The 19,165-nt window shown below is 53.4% G+C and carries 17 protein-coding genes; 4 read left to right on the top strand and 13 right to left on the bottom strand.

Features of this window, described 5'->3' with window-relative positions; all coding sequences use genetic code 11:
• Positions 1-11 precede the first annotated feature (11 nt).
• The 5 genes from D9N13_RS09725 to D9N13_RS09705 all read right to left on the bottom strand — a co-directional run bounded on the left by D9N13_RS09725 (position 12) and on the right by D9N13_RS09705 (position 5,977).
• Entirely contained in the window at positions 12-674 is a 663-nt protein-coding gene (locus D9N13_RS09725) for an NADH:ubiquinone reductase (Na(+)-transporting) subunit D (protein WP_290588752.1), read from the bottom strand.
• Positions 675-677: 3 nt separating this feature from the next.
• Entirely contained in the window at positions 678-1,493 is an 816-nt protein-coding gene (locus tag D9N13_RS09720; protein WP_290588749.1) for a Na(+)-translocating NADH-quinone reductase subunit C, read from the bottom strand.
• On the bottom strand, positions 1,483-2,685 hold the full coding sequence (locus tag D9N13_RS09715) for an NADH:ubiquinone reductase (Na(+)-transporting) subunit B (RefSeq protein WP_290588746.1): 1,203 nt from the start codon (positions 2,683-2,685) through the stop codon (positions 1,483-1,485). Before D9N13_RS09715 ends, D9N13_RS09720 begins: the two co-directional genes overlap by 11 nt.
• A gap of 3 nt (positions 2,686-2,688) precedes the next feature.
• Positions 2,689-4,023: a Na(+)-translocating NADH-quinone reductase subunit A gene (locus D9N13_RS09710; RefSeq protein ID WP_290588744.1), complete on the bottom strand. Its 1,335-nt coding sequence runs from the start codon at positions 4,021-4,023 to the stop codon at positions 2,689-2,691.
• Positions 4,024-4,531: 508 nt separating this feature from the next.
• Entirely contained in the window at positions 4,532-5,977 is a 1,446-nt protein-coding gene (locus tag D9N13_RS09705) for a glyceraldehyde-3-phosphate dehydrogenase (RefSeq protein ID WP_290588741.1), read from the bottom strand.
• A gap of 329 nt (positions 5,978-6,306) precedes the next feature.
• On the opposite strand from D9N13_RS09705, the gene D9N13_RS09700 reads away from it, so the two are divergent.
• A complete protein-coding gene (locus tag D9N13_RS09700; RefSeq protein WP_290588739.1) occupies positions 6,307-6,951 on the top strand; it encodes a TetR/AcrR family transcriptional regulator in 645 nt (214 codons plus the stop codon).
• On the opposite strand, the gene D9N13_RS09695 is transcribed toward D9N13_RS09700, so the two are convergent.
• The 5 genes from D9N13_RS09695 to D9N13_RS09675 all read right to left on the bottom strand — a co-directional run bounded on the left by D9N13_RS09695 (position 6,921) and on the right by D9N13_RS09675 (position 13,653).
• Positions 6,921-9,083: a M48 family metallopeptidase gene (locus D9N13_RS09695; RefSeq protein ID WP_290588737.1), complete on the bottom strand. Its 2,163-nt coding sequence runs from the start codon at positions 9,081-9,083 to the stop codon at positions 6,921-6,923. The two genes, D9N13_RS09700 and D9N13_RS09695, sit on opposite strands and share 31 nt — an antisense overlap.
• Positions 9,084-9,341: 258 nt before the next feature.
• A complete protein-coding gene (locus tag D9N13_RS09690) occupies positions 9,342-10,001 on the bottom strand; it encodes a class I SAM-dependent methyltransferase (RefSeq protein ID WP_290588735.1) in 660 nt (219 codons plus the stop codon).
• A gap of 14 nt (positions 10,002-10,015) precedes the next feature.
• Positions 10,016-11,107 carry a patatin-like phospholipase family protein gene (locus tag D9N13_RS09685; RefSeq protein ID WP_290588732.1) on the bottom strand — a complete coding sequence of 364 codons (1,092 nt, stop codon included), beginning with the start codon at positions 11,105-11,107 and terminating at the stop codon, positions 10,016-10,018.
• 77 nt (positions 11,108-11,184) lie between these two features.
• Positions 11,185-13,014 carry a diguanylate cyclase gene (locus D9N13_RS09680; protein WP_290588729.1) on the bottom strand — a complete coding sequence of 610 codons (1,830 nt, stop codon included), beginning with the start codon at positions 13,012-13,014 and terminating at the stop codon, positions 11,185-11,187.
• A 201-nt stretch (positions 13,015-13,215) separates the two neighbouring features.
• Positions 13,216-13,653 (bottom strand): CBS domain-containing protein, encoded by a 438-nt coding sequence (locus D9N13_RS09675; RefSeq protein ID WP_290588726.1) that lies wholly within the window; start codon positions 13,651-13,653, stop codon positions 13,216-13,218.
• A gap of 279 nt (positions 13,654-13,932) precedes the next feature.
• Between D9N13_RS09675 and D9N13_RS09670 the strand changes: the two genes are divergently transcribed.
• The 3 genes from D9N13_RS09670 to D9N13_RS09660 all read left to right on the top strand — a co-directional run bounded on the left by D9N13_RS09670 (position 13,933) and on the right by D9N13_RS09660 (position 16,498).
• Positions 13,933-15,156, top strand: a complete 1,224-nt coding sequence (locus D9N13_RS09670; RefSeq protein WP_290588723.1) for a saccharopine dehydrogenase family protein — start codon at positions 13,933-13,935, stop codon at positions 15,154-15,156.
• A 14-nt stretch (positions 15,157-15,170) separates the two neighbouring features.
• Positions 15,171-15,605 (top strand): SRPBCC family protein, encoded by a 435-nt coding sequence (locus tag D9N13_RS09665; protein WP_290588720.1) that lies wholly within the window; start codon positions 15,171-15,173, stop codon positions 15,603-15,605.
• Between the two features lie 128 nt (positions 15,606-15,733).
• Positions 15,734-16,498: a TIGR04219 family outer membrane beta-barrel protein gene (locus D9N13_RS09660; protein ID WP_290588718.1), complete on the top strand. Its 765-nt coding sequence runs from the start codon at positions 15,734-15,736 to the stop codon at positions 16,496-16,498.
• Between the two features lie 62 nt (positions 16,499-16,560).
• Here the strand turns inward: D9N13_RS09660 and purC are convergent, their stop codons facing one another.
• The 3 genes from purC to bamC are packed head-to-tail and all read right to left on the bottom strand — an operon-like array spanning position 16,561 to position 19,158.
• Positions 16,561-17,274, bottom strand: coding sequence for a phosphoribosylaminoimidazolesuccinocarboxamide synthase (gene purC / locus D9N13_RS09655; protein WP_290588716.1), 714 nt, complete (start codon positions 17,272-17,274; stop codon positions 16,561-16,563).
• A gap of 28 nt (positions 17,275-17,302) precedes the next feature.
• Positions 17,303-18,091: an MBL fold metallo-hydrolase gene (locus D9N13_RS09650; protein ID WP_290588713.1), complete on the bottom strand. Its 789-nt coding sequence runs from the start codon at positions 18,089-18,091 to the stop codon at positions 17,303-17,305.
• Positions 18,091-19,158, bottom strand: a complete 1,068-nt coding sequence (bamC, locus tag D9N13_RS09645) for an outer membrane protein assembly factor BamC (protein WP_290588710.1) — start codon at positions 19,156-19,158, stop codon at positions 18,091-18,093. The genes D9N13_RS09650 and bamC overlap by 1 nt, the downstream gene beginning before the upstream one ends.
• Positions 19,159-19,165: the final 7 nt, after the last annotated feature.

Raw genomic sequence — 19,165 nt, 5'->3', positions numbered from 1 at the left:
ATAACCTCCGATTAATGGGCCAATGCCTTGGACTGAGGGGCCATGGAAAATTCTGATTTCTCCACTTGCTCAGGCTTGGCGGAACGCAGCGCCCAGATCAGTAAACCGATCAGGAAGAATGCACTGGGCGGCAACAACAACAGGCCGTTGGGCACATACCAACCACCGTCGTTCACTGTGGCCAGAATTTCAATGCCGAACAGCTTGCCTGCACCAAACAACTCACGCACCACACCCAGACTCAACAGCACAGCACTGTAGCCCAAACCGTTACCGACGCCGTCAAGGAAACTGGGAATCGGTGGGTTCTTCATGGCGTAGGCTTCCGCCCGCCCCATGACGATACAGTTGGTTATGATCAAGCCCACAAATACCGACAGCTGCTTGCTGATGGCATAGGCGTACGCCTTGAGAAACTGGTCCACCACAATAACCAGCGACGCGATGATCGCCATCTGTACGATGATCCGAATGCTGGATGGGATCTGCTTACGTATACAACTGATAAAAAAGTTGGAAAACGCAGTTACCGTGGTCAACGCGATACACATGGTGACCGTGGTGTTCAGATTACTGGTAACCGCCAGCGCAGAACAAATCCCGAGGATCTGCAATGCAATGGGGTTGTTATCAAATATTGGTCCAAACAGGACTTTTTTGGTTTCAGATGCCATGTCTTACACCCCCTGCTCTTTGACTTTTTCCAGGTATGGGCCAAACCCATTTTTACCCAGCCAGAATTGCAACAGATTGGTCACACCGTTACTGGTGAGGGTCGCCCCTGCCAATCCATCCACCTTGTGCTCGGCATTCGGCGCCTTGGGGTCTACCGAGCCTTTTACCAGGCGAATTGCCACATCACCTTCTTCATCGAACACTTCCTTGCCTGGCCACATAGACTTCCACTTGGGGTTGTCCACTTCGCCGCCCAGACCGGGTGTTTCACCGTGTTCATAAAAACCCAGGCCCACCACTGTTTTGGCATCGGTCTGCAAGGCCAAAAAGCCATAGAGTGTAGACCACAGGCCGTAACCGTGAACCGGCAGGATAATGGTCTCTACGTTACCGGCTTCGTCCTTGGCCAAATACACCGTTGCATACTGGGCCTGACGCTTGATACTGGCAATATCCTCTGAACCCTCCAGAATTTCATTCTGGCCCTTGGTCTTGGCGGCTTTGCGCTGATCATAGGCAACTGGATTCTTCAATGCGGCTTTCTGCCAGTCTTCCGTTGCAGTTTCCTCGGTCAGGTACTCACCGGTATCCAGATTCACCAGCTTCACTTCCAAACGCTGTTCGAAGATTTCCTGTACGGATTTGCCCTCTTCCAACATGCCTGCTGCAGCAAGAATATTTCTATTCTTGTCCAACAGTTTGTTTTTTACTTGTTCCCCTTTCAGGGCCACTGCGGCGGTCGATACTACGATTGAGCATACGATACACAGCAGTGACGCAACCAGCAGGGTTTTTCCGGTTGAATCGTTACTGGACATTGCGTGCTAACCTCCGCTTGATGTTGGCTTGAATGACAAAGTGGTCAATGGTTGGTGCAAACAGGTTACCAAACAGGATCGCCAGCATCATGCCTTCCGGAAAGGCCGGGTTGACCACCCGAATCAGCATTACCATAACCCCGATCAGAATACCGAATACCACTTTCCCTTTATTGGTCATGGATGCGGACACCGGATCGGTGGCCATAAAGAATGTGCCCAGAGCCCAACCACCCAGCACATAATGCCAGTAGAATGGAATCTCAAACATTGGATTGGTGTCACTGCCGGCTGCATTAAACACCAGCCCCATGACCGCAGTGCCCAGGAATACGCCCAATACGATGCGCCAGGACGCGATTCCGGTAATCAGCAGGAATCCCCCACCAATCAGCAAGGCCAGCGAAGAGGTTTCGCCGACGGAACCCTGCATGTTGCCGAAGAAGGCGTCGAACCAGGTCAGGGAGCCTTGCAGTGCTTCCATACCGCCGTTGGCCGCCACGCTCAGCGCAGTGGCACCGGAGAAGCCGTCCACCGCAGTCCAGACTGAATCGCCGGACATGGATGCCGGATAGGCAAAGAACAGGAAGGCACGGCCGGTAAGCGCCGGGTTGAGGAAGTTCTTGCCGGTACCGCCAAACACTTCCTTACCCAGCACCACACCGAAGGATATACCCAACGCTACTTGCCACAACGGAATCGAGGGAGGACAGGTCAGTGCGAACAGCACGGAGGTGACGAAAAAGCCTTCGTTAACCTCGTGTCCGCGCTTCACAGCGAACAAAACTTCCCACAATCCACCAGCAATCATGGTGACCGCGTAAATAGGAATAAAGTAGGCTGCACCATAGATAAAGCAATCCCAGATACTGTCCGGGTTGTATGCGATCAGCAGATCGGTAAAGAAGAAGCGCCAGTCACCGGTCGCGGTGATGCCGTTCTCCGCCATGTAGCCCAGGGCCTGCGCACCTACGTTGTACATACCGAAGAACATGGCGGGGAAGGTGCACAACCATACCGTAATCATAATACGCTTCAGATCAATGCCATCGCGTACGTGAGAGGCGGCATGGGTCACTGAAGGTGGGCTGTAAAAGAACGTGTCCACCATTTCGTAGAGCGCGTAGTACTTTTCGTACTTGCCACCCTTCTCGAAATGCGGTTCCAGTTTATCGAAGAAATCACGTAGCACCGGTTAACCCTCCTTCTCAATTCGGTCGAGGTTGTCGCGCAGGATGGGGCCGTATTCATATTTGCCCGGGCAAACATAAGTACAAAGAGCCACGTCATCTTCATCCAACTCAAGACATCCCAGCTCTTGGGCGGTCTGGGTATCGCCGACGATTAATGAGCGTAACAACTGGGTAGGCAGTACATCCAGGGGCACCACTTTCTCGTAGGAACCAACCGGAACCATAGCCCGGGGGCTGCCATTGGTGGTGGTGGTGAACGAAAACAGCTTGCCGGGGCTGAGGGCGGAAAGGAACGTGTTAAGCACGGAATGCTTGTCTTTGCCGGCCCACAAATATTCCAACATTCCACGATCGCGGCCTTCTTTCAACACCGTGATCTGGTTGTGGTAGCGGCCCAGGAAGGCATAAGGACCATGGGCATTGGTGCCGGACAATACCGAACCGGAGATAACGCGGTTTTCACCGCTCTCCACCTGACCGGCGATGATCTCGTCGGTGCTGGCACCGAGCACGGTGCGGAGCAGGCGGGGATTGCTGACCTGGGGTCCGGCCAGCGAAATCACGCGCTCTAGGCTCAGTTTACCGGTCGTGAACAGTTTACCGACCGCGATCACATCCTGATAATTGATATGCCAGACAAACTTGTTGGCGGATACCGGATCCAGGTAATGGATATGGGTACCGGCCAAACCGGCGGGATGAGGGCCGGAAAACTCCGCTTCTTTGGCGATACCGTTGCCGCCGATTCCTGCTCCTGCGGCCTTACACAGCCAGACCTGCTTGGCAAGATTGGACAGCACGTCCAGACCTTGCTGGAACGCCACTGCTTCTTCCTTAATGACCACGGCAGGATCGGCGGCCAAAGGATTGGTGTCCATTGCAGTGACAAAAATTGAACTTGGTTCGGAACCCAGCGCGGGAACCTTGCTAAAGGGGCGTGTGCGGAACGCAGTCCACAATCCGGATTTAACCAGGTTGTCTTGGACTTTGTCCCGGCCGATGCTGCTCAGCTCGGTTGGGGCATAAGCGTCAAAGGATTCCTCTTCGTCACCCGCCACATCGATCACTACAGACTGCAATACCCGCTTATGACCACGGTGAATTGCTGAGATGGTGCCCGAAGCCGGTGCCGTGAACAGTACCCCTTCGGTTTTCTTATCAGCGAAAAGCGTCTGGCCTTTCTTGACCTGATCACCTACTTTGACATGCATCGTGGGTTTCATACCCACATAGTCACTACCCAGAACGGCTACAGTCCGAATGCTAGGCCCATCTTCGATGGTCTGCTTGGGTGCGCCGCTTATGGGGAGATTCAGACCTCGCTTGATCTTGATCATAGCCCCTAACCGTTTCTGTTAAATTTACGCTTTAGTGAATTGTTATGCCTTATGAGCCGACAATTCCCGTTCAAGTGTAGATGCTTAAACTTAAGGCAGAGGTTCAGAGACCGCTCACATCTGAGCTCCGTCAGACAACAGTGTAGTACGGATACAGTAAACCGAATGTACAAAAACCACGCAGATCAGAGCTGTGTGGATGCTTTGTTCAGCTTGGTTTTCCATGGTTTAAGAGTGACTGTTTCGTCTACTCTAATATGAAATCGTACTTCTGTTGGCCAACACTCCGATTACTTCAGGAAGGTGCATTCACGAAAATCTGGACGAATCCAGTCCCTCAACCCTAAATTTGCCGGCGGATTATAATTTGTATCGTCCGCATTGGCTAGTTGAGAACCGAATTTATTGCACTTTGACCGGTTTAAGTGAGCGACTGAGCTGAAACGCAGGCAGGGGCGGTATTTGCCGCCCCTGCCTGGATTTTCAATATCTTACTGATACAGCCAGTTTATTTGGGAAACGCCGGGTAAGTCACTCCGGCCATTTTCTGCAGCATCCTGACCACCTGGCAGCTGTAACCAAACTCATTATCGTACCAAACGTAAAGCACACAGCGATTGCCGTTCACAATCGTGGATTCCGCATCGACGATACTGGCGTAGCGCGAGCCCACGAAGTCGGTGGAGACCACCTCGGGGGAGTTTACGTAGTCGATTTGCTTGCGCAGCGGACCTTCCAGGGAGGCTTCACGCAATTGTCCGTTGATCTCTTCCACGGACGTTTCCTTGCCGAGAGACAGGTTCAGAATCGCCATGGAAACATTCGGCGTGGGAACCCGTATCGCGTTACCCGTCAACTTACCCTGCAACTCAGGCAATGCCTTGGCAACGGCCTTAGCCGCACCGGTTTCTGTAATTACCATGTTCAGTGCCGCGCTGCGGCCGCGACGGTTGCCTTTATGGTAGTTATCGATCAGGTTCTGGTCATTGGTGTAGGAGTGTACGGTTTCAACGTGGCCGTTCTCAATTCCATAGGTGTCATTGATGACTTTCAACACCGGCACGATTGCGTTGGTGGTACAGCTTGCTGCGGACAGGATATGGTCATCACTGGTGATGAGGTCGTCGTTGACTCCCATGACAATGTTTTTCACGCTGCCTTTGCCGGGAGCGGTCAAAACCGCCTGCGCCACACCGGGACATTTCAGGTGTTTGCCCAAACCTTCTTCATCACGCCACTTACCGGTGTTGTCCACCACAATGGCATCCTGGATGCCATACTGGGTGTAGTCAACCGACTCAGGGTCATTGGAATAGATCACCTGAATGTAATTACCATTGGCAATAATTGCCTGATTCTCTTCGTCCACGGAAATTGTGCCGCGGAAAGAACCGTGTACTGAATCGCGACGCAACAGACTGGCACGCTTTACCAGATCATTCTCGGCACCGCCCTGACGAACCACAATGGCACGCAGACGCAACGCCGCACCGCCGCCCGCTTTCTCAATCAGGATTCGCGCCAGCAGACGGCCGATGCGGCCAAAACCGTATAGGACAATGTCTTTGGGCGGAGCAATGGATGAGGCGCTGGGATCCAGGGCATCAGCCACTTCCGAACGCACAAAGTCAGCCACGTCCTGGCCTTTCCCTTCTGCTCGATATTTGACCGCCAATTTGCCGATATCGATTCGGGCAGGGCCCAGGTTCAAGCCCACCAGCGCTTCCAGCACCGGAAAGGTTTCAGACACATCCAGCGCCTCAACCTGCAGCTGACGAACAAAGCGATGGGCTTTGATGATATCAATCACTGAACGATTGATGATGGGCCTTCCATAGACTGAGGTGACCACGTTGTGCTCGCGATACAACTTACCGATCATGGGGATCATGGACTCGGCCAGCGCTTCTCGGTTGATCCAGGATTGCAAATGTTGAGTAGACTTGTCTGCCACGGCTAATACCTTTTAATACATTGCTCAAAGCGGTTTGTTGCTTCAACCGGCCATTTGCCCTGGCTTTGCACCATTATTTGCTCGCAAAATACCATTAGCCGGTTCGTCGGGGCGCCTATTATCATTTTAATGGGCGCAATTATCAATCTGACTTGACCCAGGACGGGATACGTCTTCGAAATATATCGCCTTTTGCTAGAATTTTCATAGAGTTAAATCCACCTCCGGCAATTGGCTTGATGACTTGGAAGCAGTGCTGACGTATGCTTAAGGCTAGACAGGGGGCACAGCGCGCAGACAAAGCCGTATAGGGAATAAGATAATCATAAATGAAAACACGTGACCGCATTCTGGTAACCAGCCTGGAGTTATTCAACCTGTGTGGCGAACCCAACGTCACCACCATTGATATCGCCAATGAAATGGAGATTAGCCCCGGCAATCTGTACTACCACTTCCGCAATAAAGACGAAATCATCGCCGAGCTGTTTCAAGTATTCGAAGCCGGTATGCACGAAGCCCTGCAATCCCCTACCGATCCGGGGCTGGACATGATGGATTATTGGATGTACGTGCACATGATCTTTGAGAAGATCTGGGAATTCCGGTTCCTGTACCGGGATCCCGTCACCGTTCTCGAACGCAATGAAAAACTGCAAAAGAAGTTCAATCGTATTCTCGACAAAAAGCGAGATTCGGCTTTGCTGATTCTGCAAATGATGCAGGAGCAATCACTGATTCAGATCGCCCAGGACGAGGCTCAACGCCTGGCCACCAATATCACCATCACCGCAACGTACTGGCTCAACTATCAACACATTCGGCACATGATCCATCGGGAAGAACCGGATGACCTGGAAGCGGGTGTGTATCAGGTTGTGAGCCATCTGACACCCTACCTGCCCGATGAGGGCAAAGAGATGCTGGACGCGGTGGCCAGCACCTATCTGGATGCTTCCTCGTCCATGGGGTAAGCGAGGTCCACGGCGTTCAATACCACCGTAATACGCTGCTGCACCTGCTCGTTGAACGCATCCAGGTACTGACATACGGCGTTGGCAACGCGGTGACAGGCTTCCGGGCATGAGCCTGCGGAATCCAGATCAGGTACTTCTTCCCGCACCACATCACCCACGGTTAACATGCCCGATTCACGGCTTGAGGCCCCTGCGCCACGGAAATTAAATCCGCCCAGAGGATAGTTGACCCCGGCAAACACGCGATTCAACGCATCCAGTTCGATCATCATGTAACGCTGATAACGATTGCTCATTTCCACCAGCCCCGGATTCACCTTCATATCGGAGCCGATCTCTACCAGAATCTGTCCCAACACCTGCGTGTAGGAACGCAAACGCTGTATGCTCTCAAAGCTGCGATGCAGAAAACTGAGGGCATCCACCACCCGTGCAAAGTGGGATTGCAATTCGTGGCGGCTCATCTGCAATTGCTCCTGAACCACGGCGGAATCCAGCGCCAGGCTGAGAGCAATAGCGGCTTTGCGGGAAAAACAGGTTTCGAAGGCAGCCAAACGGGATTTATAGTCACTCTGATCCTTGATCAGGGTAAGCCATTGCACTTCCAGATCCCGCAGTACCTCGCCATCGGCATCGCGACACTCTTCCAGGGCCTTGCGGGTATGCAAAAGATTCTTGCGGAATTCAAATTCCCGCACGGCATCCGCCAAATGGGCGATTTCGGACTCACTCTGCGATAGCTTGTCGGAAAGCATCCTGTAGTCCACCAGGCGGGATTCCACGGCATTGGCCTGATAGCGTTCGAACTCATCCACCCGCACGATACGGCCGCTGCGTTCCAGCCCCAAAAACACCTGATGGCGCTTGGCTTTCTCCCGCTCGGCCTTCTGGATCGACTGCATTTTTTGCGCGGCATACACATCAGGATGCCGGATCCCAATATGCCGATAATGGGACAAGGTAACTGCCTTGCTGACTTTAGCCGGATCCCGCAACAGTGAAATAGCCGCGCCCAACAGAAAACACGCCCCCTCTTCCTGGGTATGCTCAACGTTAACGATACGCCCCAGATCCACTATGCGACTGCGGGTTAATGGCGTCACCAACTCTTCCATTTCCTGAATCAACCGGGGGCGCAACGACAACTGCAGCGTGTCCGCGTGATCCACTACCAGGGCAGGAAAGTTATCCGACAGCTTCTTGGTACGCCAGCTTCCCACCAGCTCCTGATTGGCATTGACTTGCCCGTAATGCAACGAGCGCAGACGGAACTGGGTGGAACGGAACTCAGTGGAACCGGCAATCCGCGCACTAAGCAAATCCCCGGCCATATCCACCTTGCGGCTGACGTCAAACGTCATGGAACTGACCACTCGGTATACCAGATAGAAGGTGCCCTGCACCAGCACATCCCACGGCTTGAATATCGCATCCAGGCGGGAACGGGAGCGCGAATCAAAATCTGATTGGCTCAATGCATTGAGACGGCCCAAACCAGTCTGGGTAAACAACCAGCGATCCACACTGCTCAACAAAGGATACCCATGTAATCGTGCTTCCCGGGAATAACCGGCAAACGCGTGGGCGATTACCCCGGACAACTGGCGGGCACTGAGGCCGTACAATAACGGCAATCCAATCACCACCTCCGGACCCTCACCCACCAACACATCACGCAGGCTGGCAGGCCTCAACACCAGCCCGACCTCTGCATCCAGCTTCACGCTCTTCGGGTTGGGCGCTCCCAGCATGTCCGCAATGTGACGAATAAAGGCATGCAGCTCGGGCTGAGTAGCCTCACTGACGGTGTAATAGGTTTTAGACTGTTTGCGGGTCAATACCAGGCGGCGGTAAAGAGCATAGAGAAACCCCAACAGAAACACGTCGCCCAACAAATAGATGCCCAAAGAAAGGCCGGAATAGCCCTGTTCCGAGGTCAACGTTAGCCAGGTCAAATTCAACCAGCTTCCTGTGATGAACAACAAAGCGGCAAGAAAGAACACCGGAATCAATATGGAAAAGAGCGCAGCACACCCCATCTTCAGGCGGTCGCCGAGGGGCTTGGGGGTAAGCGAATCCACCCTGAAGCCGTTCTTAATGTCGTCCTGGCTGTAACCTTCAGTAAGCACAGGCCCCTTCCCTTGAGCAAGGCGCCCCGACGCACTCCAACTGAGTGCCAGATCTGAATTGTGAGTTGCGCCTTGCAGCATTGATAACAGCTCCGACATACAAGCGGGATTGGTCTGAATACATAGTTAAGGTGAATTGGGTTATAGGGTATCGGGGTACTCTTATGCTAAGGACTATAGCAAAGGCGGCGCGATAACTACGTGGGCATCCGTTGGGCATTATGTGAAGAAATGTTGACCTTTGTAACAGCACGAATTTTAAAGGATTTTTGGGAACTGATAAGAGCGAAAAATGTGCACCAGGTCATAGTTTTCCGACTCTTCCAGGTCTGGCAATGTGCGCACCCGCATCTCACCCACCCTGCGCAGTTGCGGAAAACGCTCCGCGAGGTTGCGCAAACGGGATTCAGCCACCACCACATCGCCAGCGGCAGCCATGTGATTGATCACCCCTGAATACCCGGTATCCTCGTAACACACGTCGGCAGCCAGTAGCAATTCACCATTGGTCAGCGCAAGACTGCGTGAGGTCTGCAGTGAAACCCCGTTGAGTTCCCCATTACAGCGACAAGCCGTGAGCGCATCGTCGTCTATATCCACACAGACCACCGCCTCGGCACCGGCCAGTGCGGCGGCCACCCCGGCCACCCCGGAACCGGCGCCAAAATCCACCACGCGACGGCCCTGCACCACAGCGGGGTTATCCAGAATCCAGCGTGCCAGGGCTTGCCCACCACCCCAGCAAAAGGCCCAGTAAGGCGGGGCCTCCATCAAACGCTGATAATCCTGTTGCTGCAAATGATGCTCGGGCACTTGATCCTGCATCAGGTACAGAGCAATCTCGGGCACTTTGGGCAAGTGGCGGGGCGAAATCTGCACACTGTCCAGAATCGCTGGTAAGTCACGGTGTGAATTCAATTCAGGTGTTCCCTTCAGTCAAACCGCGGGCAGTCAAACCGCTGGTGGTGAACCGCATCCAGAAAGGCGTCACCCAGACGCTCTGATTCAGTCACTGTACGTTTCCACAAAACCAGGCGTTGCTGGTTGTCCATGGCAAAAAAATCTTTGCGATCCGGTATCCGGCCGCCGGGCAGGGATGCTACAAACTCTGCCGATGGCGCGACCATCACCAGGTTCTGCCAGGCGCCCCGGGAACCGGCTCCCCCCTGATGGTGGCGGCTTTTCAAGGTTTTATCAAACCAGCCAGGTACGCAATAGGAATAAAAATGCGGATAGAAAACCAGCCCGTTCGACACCGACAGCGACGCATCAAAATGGTAGTCGGTCACCCCGCCATCACGATAGACACCGGCAGGCGCGCCGGGAATATCGCGCACCCCGGCCAACACCAGTGGAACGGCCCCTGAAGCCCGTAACGCCAGTTCCAGGTTATCGGCGGACAGTGCAACCCGCCGCGTGGGCAGCGAATCATCAAACTCGATCATACGGTCACGACTATCACCAAATACCGCCCGCTCACAGAACCGGCCCAAATGGGTACGCCCCATTGCATTGGCCAGAAAGGTGGCGCAAAGCCCGGCCATCAGGGCCAACTTATGGTCGGACTGCAGCAGACCACCACCGCGAATGGTCACAATGTGATTACGGTAGACCGGGTGGGTTAGAATCTCATCAATGCCCTGCTCCCCCAACACATGGGAAAGCACTGCATCCAGTACCCGCGATACATCATGAATGGTAACCTTGGCAGGATAGCTCTGGGCCAGATAGGCCTCAACAAACCGCTCCAAAGCAGCCAGGGAATCCCGCTGCGCCAGCGCCGCAAAGCGCCAACTGCCGATACTGGAAGCCAGCGTGGTGAGTGGTGCCGTTCTGGTAGGTAGGAACTCAGAGAAAAGGGCTCGATCCAGCCCGGCGAGCACCAGCCACTTGGGTCCACCGGATGCCCCCAGCATGATCCCGATGTCTTCAGCGCTGAACCCATGCTGCTGAATATAGTCACGGGCCTGGGGTGCAATGAGCCAGCTCAGGATCGGCCGTTTGATGTGAATAGCTGCGGTCATACTTCCGGACACTGGTTGATTTGGCGCAATTATGCCGCTATTTACCCCAATTAAAAAGTGAACAGATGCAGCCCAGGCTACTCTTTAGAGGCTCTACCCATGCTTAAATGGGCCACATTGCCAAGTTGATCCTGACGATAGAGCGTGACTCTGTTGCGGCCGTTCTCTTTGGATTGGTAAAGTGCCAGATCAGACGATTTCAACATAGCCTCTACACTACCACCCTCAGGCGGCACACCCACACAAACCCCTATGCTCACGGTAACGTTAAAAGTGGCGCTGTCCGTCTCAATGGGGTTCGCCGCCACCGCTTTCCGGATCCGCTCTGCCACAACACGGGCACCCTCTGCGCCGGTCTCCGGCAATATCAGGCAAAACTCCTCGCCCCCATAACGTGCTAACTGATCCGACGGCCACCGAATGCAGTCATTGACCCGCTCCGCCACCAGCTTCAGGCAGGTATCGCCGGCAGGGTGTCCATATTCATCATTAACCCGTTTGAAAAAGTCCACATCCAGCATCAGAATGGCGAAATCCCGTTTGTAGCGCATACAGCGGGCCCATTCTTTTTGCATGACGTTTTCCATATAGCGGCGATTCTTGAGCTTGGTAAGCTGATCCGTATTGCTCATTTCCTCCAGGCGGGAATTGAGTTTTTCCAACTCAAGCGTGCGCTCCCTGACCCGCTGCTCCAGCTCTCCATTGAGCCGGCGTGTAACCTGCAAAGCTTCATCCTGGGCAGCAAACCGCAACTTGCGTTCCACGTTAATGCGCTCGGCCATGGCAAAGGACAGCAGTACTGCCTCAAGCACTGAGCCAATCTGCACCGCGTATTCAGTGATAAAATTGGTCGGCAATATACTGAGTTTATTCAGCGCCAGCAGCACACCACCGCCCAAAAAAAACAGCCATGCGATCACATAGAAGCGGGCGTTGTTAACGCCCTTATACCAGGACATGACTCCCACCAGCATTTCAAACAGGCAGGCAAACAAACCCAGCGGCACCAGCACATGGATACTCAAACGATAAGGCGAAACAAATGACAGTAATGCGGTGGAAAAAGCAGCAACAGCAATTCCAGTAAGCCCAATATTGAGGACTCGTGACCATTCCCTGACCTGTAAAAAACGGCGGGTGAACAGTGCCGAAGAGCCAAAGGTCAGTGCCAGAAAGAATGGTATGCTGTGATCGTTCCAGCCCACGGCATTGGGCCAAATATAATGGTAAGCCTGCCCGCTGAGTGATGCGATAAACAGCGGCAGAGAGACGACAACGACCACGTAATACAGATAGCTGCGTTCGCCCACAACAATAAAAATCAGAAAGTTGTAAATGGCAATGACAAACATGGCGCCATAATACAAACCCTGGGCTATATTGGCCTGGTTCTCGCGGTTTTCAAATGCATCCCGTTGCCACAAAGTGAGGGGAGCCTGCACGGAAGTGCTGGTTTTGATGCGGTAGTAGATATCCAGGGTCGCCCCCGGCGGGAAATGCAGCGGAACAACAAAAAACCGGTGCTCAATCGGGCGCTCTGCGAAAACACGCTTATCGCCCATCTGATAAGAGTCGAGTAATTTGCCTGAGTCGTAAACCCACACATCCACGTAATCCAGAACCGCATACCCCAGTTCCAGATAACGCAGTGTCGATGCGTCTGCAGGGTTCTCCAATTGCAGATGCAGCCACCAGGTGGAATCACTGTATCCTTGGTTGAAAGCTTTTTGTCCCTGGGGCACCCAGTGGTCATCCGGCTTGCGCACGGTTTCGATCGTGTAACGACCGTCAGGATCTTCGAGAAATTGGACGTGCTCATTAACCGCGGAGGAGGATGCTTCTGCAGACAACAGGGCCATCGCACACCAGGGTTGTAACAGCAGAATAAAAAAGACAACGGGACGCATCAGCCAAACCAACAAGGTGTTCACTCCCAAAATGAAAAAGCCCTGATTACATCCCTATTTATCGCGTTATTAATTTAACAATAGAGAGGGCTGAGACATTTACAAGCTAATGCCTTGAAAACAAGCTAACTTTGTTAGGCTGGTGCGTGACACTGGGGGCGGACTGGTGTGACCGAGCTGTTCCGGCCACACCAGAAAACCTTACAGGGCGGTTTTCTTATCACTGAGATGATGGCAGCGAACGCTGGCATCGTAGAGCTCCTGGAGTACATCGGAACGACTGACAATCCCCACCAACTTGCCATTTTCCACCACGGGATACATCTTGGGCTTATTGGTTGTGAGCTGATCCGCCAATTCCGAAATGGCCATATCCGGCTCGACCGTAAGCACATTGGTTTTCATTACATCGCCGGCATTGGCGGTCAGATCGCAATAAAACGCGGTATTCAGCATTTCCTTGATGCAATCCTGCTCTGAAATAAAGCCGATCACATTCTGATTCTCATCCAACACGGGGGCACCGGTTATCTTGTTTTCCAGTAATACTGCCACCACATCCCCAACATCATCCTTGATATCAAAGCTGACCACTTTACGGCTCATGCAATCACGAACCACAACCGACTTATCAACCATATAACCTCCTCACCCAGCGGTGACTGCTGTTATGATTATTATGTATGCCAATATAGGCCACGGCCACTTGCCCGCTCCGCAGCATCGGCCATTAATCAACAATGTCACAGCTTTTGTTTAAGCTCAACTGTTTATGATCCGCCCCCTTGGCCCCCTTGATGCCCTGCCCCCTTATAAAAAACCAAATTTGTAACATCAGGCTCTTGAAACCCATAATTCATACGGCTTACTCTAAGCACCAATTTTCACTGCAATTTTGATGACTTACAGGGGACGAGCATGACCACCAAGGCCGCCAAAACAGCGTCCAAAAGGCCATTCGATATCGTGGTATACGGCGCAACCGGTTTTACTGGAAAACTCACTGCTGAATACCTCGTGAGGAGCCAGGGAGCCAACCCACTGAAGCTGGCAATCGCCGGCCGCAACCGCGGTAAAGTAGAAGCCTGTCAACAGGACCTGCTGAGCATAAACAGCCAGGCCCACATTGAGACGCTGCACGCAGACTCCGACGACTACACCAGCCTGGTGAACATGGCCGCCCAGGCCAAGGTTGTCATCACCACCGTGGGCCCCTATCTCAAATACGGCGAACCGCTGGTTCGAGCCTGTGTGGAGGCCGGCACCCATTACGTGGACCTGACCGGAGAGCCGGAGTTTGTGGAAGGCCTGCAACATGAACTACATGACCAGGCGGTGGAGAAAAAGATCAAAATCATCAACAGCTGTGGCTTTGACAGCATTCCTCACGACCTGGGTGCACTCTATACCGTGCACCAGTTAAATACGTTGCTGGGTGAGGACAAGGCGGGAAAATGCCCGGTGAAGGTGGAAGGTTTCATCGAAGCCAAGGGCACTTTTTCCGGGGGCACTTGGCATTCTGCCATCACCCAGTTTTCCCGGCTGCGGGCGTATCACAATAAACGCAAGGAATGGCATAAAACCCGCAAAACCAAGCCCACCGACCGGCGCCGTACCCGGGTCATGCAACCCAAGGTATTCTGGGTAAATGCCCACAAGGCATGGGCCTGCCCCTTCCCCTCCATCGACCCTCAGGTGGTCAAGCGCACCGCTGCCGAGCGCAAGGAATTCGGACCGGATTTTATTTATGGACACTACATACTGGTTAAAAAATTGCCCAAACTGATCGGCGGCGTGGTGGGCGCTGGGGGGCTGATCGCACTGTCTCAGTTTAAATACACGCGCAACAAACTGCTGGAAGTGAAAGATCCCGGGCAGGGCCCAAGCGAGGCAATGCGCAATAAATCCTGGTTCAAGGTTCACTTTGTCGGTGAAGCCGACGGACTGCATGTATGGACTGAGGTTGCAGGAGGCGACCCCGGTTATGGAGAGACCGCAAAAATGCTGGCTGAGTCTGCTTTGTGCCTGGCACAGGACAAAGACCTACCAGCCAACTACGGTGTTACCACGCCTGGCGCAGGTATGGGAGTCGCTCTGATTGAGCGCCTGAATGCAGCCGGCATCACTTTCAGAACGATTTAACGGAAATACACTTTATGAGCAGCCAATTCATTCAAATGAATGTCGAATTCAATGCCCCGGTCGAAACCGTATTCGCCACCCTGTCCGACCACGAAGCAATGGGCAAAGTGCTCAACGCTAAAGTCAAACGGATTAAGGATGGGCAGGATGACGTCAACGGAATAGGTTCAGTGCGGCGCATAACCCCCGTGCCACTGGCGGATTTCGAAGAAACCGTCACCGCCTTCGAACCCAATAAACTGGTGGAATACACCATCACCAAGGGCAGCCCCCTGAAGAACCACCTGGGCCGCATGGTGTTCAGTGAGAACGGTGGCAAAACCCACCTGCACTACACCATTCAATTTGAGCCCAAGGTGCCTGTTCCCTTAAGCGGACTGGTGGTGAAATCCGTTCTGGAGAAAGTGATCCTGCGGGGATTGCACAAGCTGGCCAAACAATACCACTGAACAATTGGTAGCCAGACCTCACCGGGTTCTTGAATGTGTTCGCAAACCTATGAATAAAAAGGCTGACTTAGGTTGGCCTTTGCTCCCAGTATGCTTTAATTAACAGGAAACTAATTAGGGAGCAGAACATGAGATCTATCGCTACCGCCGCTTTGATCGGCATGAACCTTGGCTTCGGCAGTGTCAGTTACGCTGACACCCTTCTGGGAATCTATGTGGGCGGAGGCAGCATCAGCTACGATCTGTCTGGTGACTTTACCGATTTGGAAGGTGGCAGCAGTTCCATCGACTTTGACGATGATCTTGGCCTGGAGGGTGATTCCGGCTCCTACTTTTACATTGCCCTCGAACATGGCATCCCCATTCTGCCCAACGTTCGTTTTGCCCGCTCTGAGATCGAGGAATCGGCCAGCGTCGTGCTGTCGGATTCCATCGAGTTCGATGACATTACGTTTCCGGCCGGTGCACCGGTGCGCTCAAAACTGGACTTCTCCCACAATGACTACACCTTTTATTACGAAGTGCTGGACAACTGGGTAAGCCTGGACCTGGGCCTGACCGCGCGTCAGTTCGATGGCGAGCTGAGTGCCAGCAGCCCGCTGCTATCGGAAACAGCCAGTGAGGATCTCGATTTCGTGGCACCATTGCTATACGGCTCTGCGCAATTCGAATTACCCATTACTGGTCTATATGTGGGCGTGCAGGGAAACTGGATCGGAGCTGGCGGGGCTCAACTCTATGACTTGTGGGGTAAAGTGGGCTATACCTTCGCCTTTGGCCTGGGCCTGGAAGCCGGGATGAGAAAATTGGCACTGGAATTGGATGATGTAGAAGACCTGGACGCCGATGTTACACTGGACGGCTCCTATATCGCCGCCACGTTCCATTTCTGAGCGGGGCTTCGGTCATAAAAAAACCGCAGCATTTTGCTGCGGTTTTTTCTTGCAGTAACGGCTCAGTCAAACTTGATGCCCAATCTCAAGCCCACTTCCTCATAAGACTCCACCACATCACCCAGCCCCTGGCGGAAACGATCTTTGTCCAGTTTTTTGCGGGTTTCCACATCCCATAAGCGGCAACCATCTGGCGTGAATTCATCACCCAGCACTACACGCCCGTCATAAATACCAAACTCCAGCTTGTAATCCACCAACAGCATACCGCCATCCAGGAACAGTTGTTTCAGCACGTCGTTAACCTTGAAGGTCAATTCTTTCATCTTTAACACGTGCTCTTTTTCAGCCCAGCCAAAGCTTTGGATATGGTATTCATTCACCATCGGGTCGCCCAGTGCATCATTCTTCAGAAAGAACTCAAAGGTGGGCGGATTAAGGTCCAGCCCCTCTTCGACGCCCAGGCGACGACAGATACTGCCTGCTGAAACGTTGCGCACCACACATTCCAAAGGCATCATCTTCAGGCATTTTACCAGCGCCTCCTGATCATTGAGTAACTTGTTGAAATGGGTTTCAACACCCGCTTCCTCGAGTTTCTGCATAATGAAAGCGTTGAACTTGTTGTTCACCATGCCTTTGCGATCAAGCTGTTCCACCTTTTTACCGTCAAAGGCCGATGTGTCGTTGCGAAACACCAGGATTAACGATTTTGGATCGTCGGTGGAGTACACAGACTTGGCTTTACCTTTGTAAAGTTCTTCGCGCTTTTCCATCTTAAAATCACCTGATTCTAAAACAAGTTTATGATCTGTTTTCAGTGGCCTGAACGGATAGCCAATCCAGGCCTGAATTCTGAGTGGCCAGGCGGATGATCGATTCCGAACACCGCCCCTTATCAAGCAACGCCTCCACCGCCAGGTCGGGATGGTTATTCTTCTGGCTGATGTGCGCCACCACTAAATGCTGCAATCCAGACTGATCCAGTTGCGATAGCATGTCTGCAGATTGCTGATTATTCAAGTGCCCCAAGGGCCCGGATACACGCCGCTTCAATGAGGCCGGATAAGGCCCCTCCGCAAGCATGGCTAAATCATGGTTGCATTCCAGCATCAGAGCATGGCAGTCGGCATAGCAGTCCAGCATATGGGGGGTCACACTGCCCACATCGCTGAGCAAGCCGAGCCGGTGACCGGCGTGCTCCATCACGAACTGACAGGGCTCCCGCGCATCGTGCGGCACGGCGACTGGCTGTACTTTCATACCCGCCACCTGAAAATCCTCATGGGGTGTAATCATGTGAAACAATGCCCCGTCCAGCACCCCGTTCAATTTGGCAGCCCAGGTACCCCAGGTGGTGAATACCGGTATCCGGCAGCGATTGGCCAGCCTGGCCACGCCTTTAATATGATCGGTATGTTCGTGCGTCACCAGAATCGCAGCGATGTCTTCTGCTGCTATCCCAAAGTCAGCCATTCGCGATAGGGCCTCCCGGGCGGAGAATCCGCAGTCCACCAGGACAGCGGGCTGATTTGGGGCTTGAATCAGTGTCCCATTACCTTCACTGCCACTGCCGATGGAAGCAAATCGCACTACTGCAGTTTCTCCCGGATCTGGTTCAGAATACGCGCCGACTGTTCTTCAGGCGCCAAAGTGTCATCATCTACCTGCACTGATACCTGGATACCGCTCTCGGAACTGATCAAGCGCAATTGCAGCTCTTTCTCTTCCAGTTCGTCGTCCACTTCCACCTGGGTGGTTTCCGCCAGGTAGTAAATACCCAGGGTCCTATCCAGATCCGACACCCCTACACGGGATCTCTGCAACGCCTGCCCCACAGCCAGCCAGGCCCGATTGAAGTCCTGATTAATGACCAGAATCGGATAGCCGTTGCCATCCCGGGTCATGGTGTACTTTGGCAGCACCCTGAGATCCTGGGACAGAACCGAGGCGCCCGCTTTGCGGCCACCCTGCTCAAGGAACAACATCAGCTCGTCATAGACCGTCGTCACCAGCTCAATGTTTTCCGGCTCCTCCGGCCAATCCGTTGTCTCAGGCAAAGGGGTCTTCACCCGCACATGATTAATGTGCACGACATTGGATTCAAAATCGGCCCGCGGCTCGGTCTGCATTGTGAACCGAAAGCGCTCCCGGCGCTCTCCACCACTGAATGTGATAAATCGCCAGACCGACTTCCAAAAGCCGCCTTCGCTGGGCAACTGACGGGGCGCCAGCCAGCCGGTTTCAATCACACCGGTACTGCGGTCTGCTTTATCAATAGAGGCGTTGCTGGCTGCAAACTCATTGAGCTGCTGCCAAAGATCCTGTGCCGGCCGCTCAACCACCAACCAAAGCCGGCCGGAGTCCTGCCGTAATTCCAGCCCTGCTGCTTCATTAACATTCAATAATGATTGCGGCCTGGGCACGGACTCGCTGTCTTGGGGTTCATAGAAATTGTTCCCACGCACCTCCGGTATGGGGTAGCGCTGGCTGATGGGCTTACTGTCCATACCTTCAGGTATGGTTAGGGGTGGCAGACTTTCCGCCTGTTGGTAATCCATTGCCCGCTCACGAAACTGGCCTTTATCACCAAACAGATAGGAACAACCTGACAGCGCAATCAGCAAAGCAAGTAGCGATGCGGCTCGCAGAATGGTCATTGAATTC

The organism is Ketobacter sp. GenoA1, from assembly GCF_003671475.1.
In the GTDB taxonomy this organism is placed as follows: Bacteria; Pseudomonadota; Gammaproteobacteria; order Pseudomonadales; family Ketobacteraceae; genus Ketobacter.
This window is presented reverse-complemented; position numbering and strand designations above follow the sequence as displayed.

Bases quoted from the DNA above. Each gene is read 5' to 3' on its own strand.
- D9N13_RS09725 (WP_290588752.1), bottom strand. From the start codon at position 674: ATGGCATCTGAAACCAAAAAAGTCCTGTTTGGACCAATATTTGATAAC.
- D9N13_RS09720 (WP_290588749.1), bottom strand. From the start codon at position 1,493: ATGTCCAGTAACGATTCAACCGGAAAAACCCTGCTGGTTGCGTCACTG.
- D9N13_RS09710 (WP_290588744.1), bottom strand. From the start codon at position 4,023: ATGATCAAGATCAAGCGAGGTCTGAATCTCCCCATAAGCGGCGCACCC.
- D9N13_RS09700 (WP_290588739.1), top strand. From the start codon at position 6,307: ATGAAAACACGTGACCGCATTCTGGTAACCAGCCTGGAGTTATTCAAC.
- D9N13_RS09685 (WP_290588732.1), bottom strand. From the start codon at position 11,107: ATGACCGCAGCTATTCACATCAAACGGCCGATCCTGAGCTGGCTCATT.
- D9N13_RS09680 (WP_290588729.1), bottom strand. From the start codon at position 13,014: ATGCGTCCCGTTGTCTTTTTTATTCTGCTGTTACAACCCTGGTGTGCG.
- D9N13_RS09675 (WP_290588726.1), bottom strand. From the start codon at position 13,653: ATGGTTGATAAGTCGGTTGTGGTTCGTGATTGCATGAGCCGTAAAGTG.
- D9N13_RS09670 (WP_290588723.1), top strand. From the start codon at position 13,933: ATGACCACCAAGGCCGCCAAAACAGCGTCCAAAAGGCCATTCGATATC.
- D9N13_RS09665 (WP_290588720.1), top strand. From the start codon at position 15,171: ATGAGCAGCCAATTCATTCAAATGAATGTCGAATTCAATGCCCCGGTC.
- D9N13_RS09660 (WP_290588718.1), top strand. From the start codon at position 15,734: ATGAGATCTATCGCTACCGCCGCTTTGATCGGCATGAACCTTGGCTTC.
- purC (WP_290588716.1), bottom strand. From the start codon at position 17,274: ATGGAAAAGCGCGAAGAACTTTACAAAGGTAAAGCCAAGTCTGTGTAC.
- bamC (WP_290588710.1), bottom strand. From the start codon at position 19,158: ATGACCATTCTGCGAGCCGCATCGCTACTTGCTTTGCTGATTGCGCTG.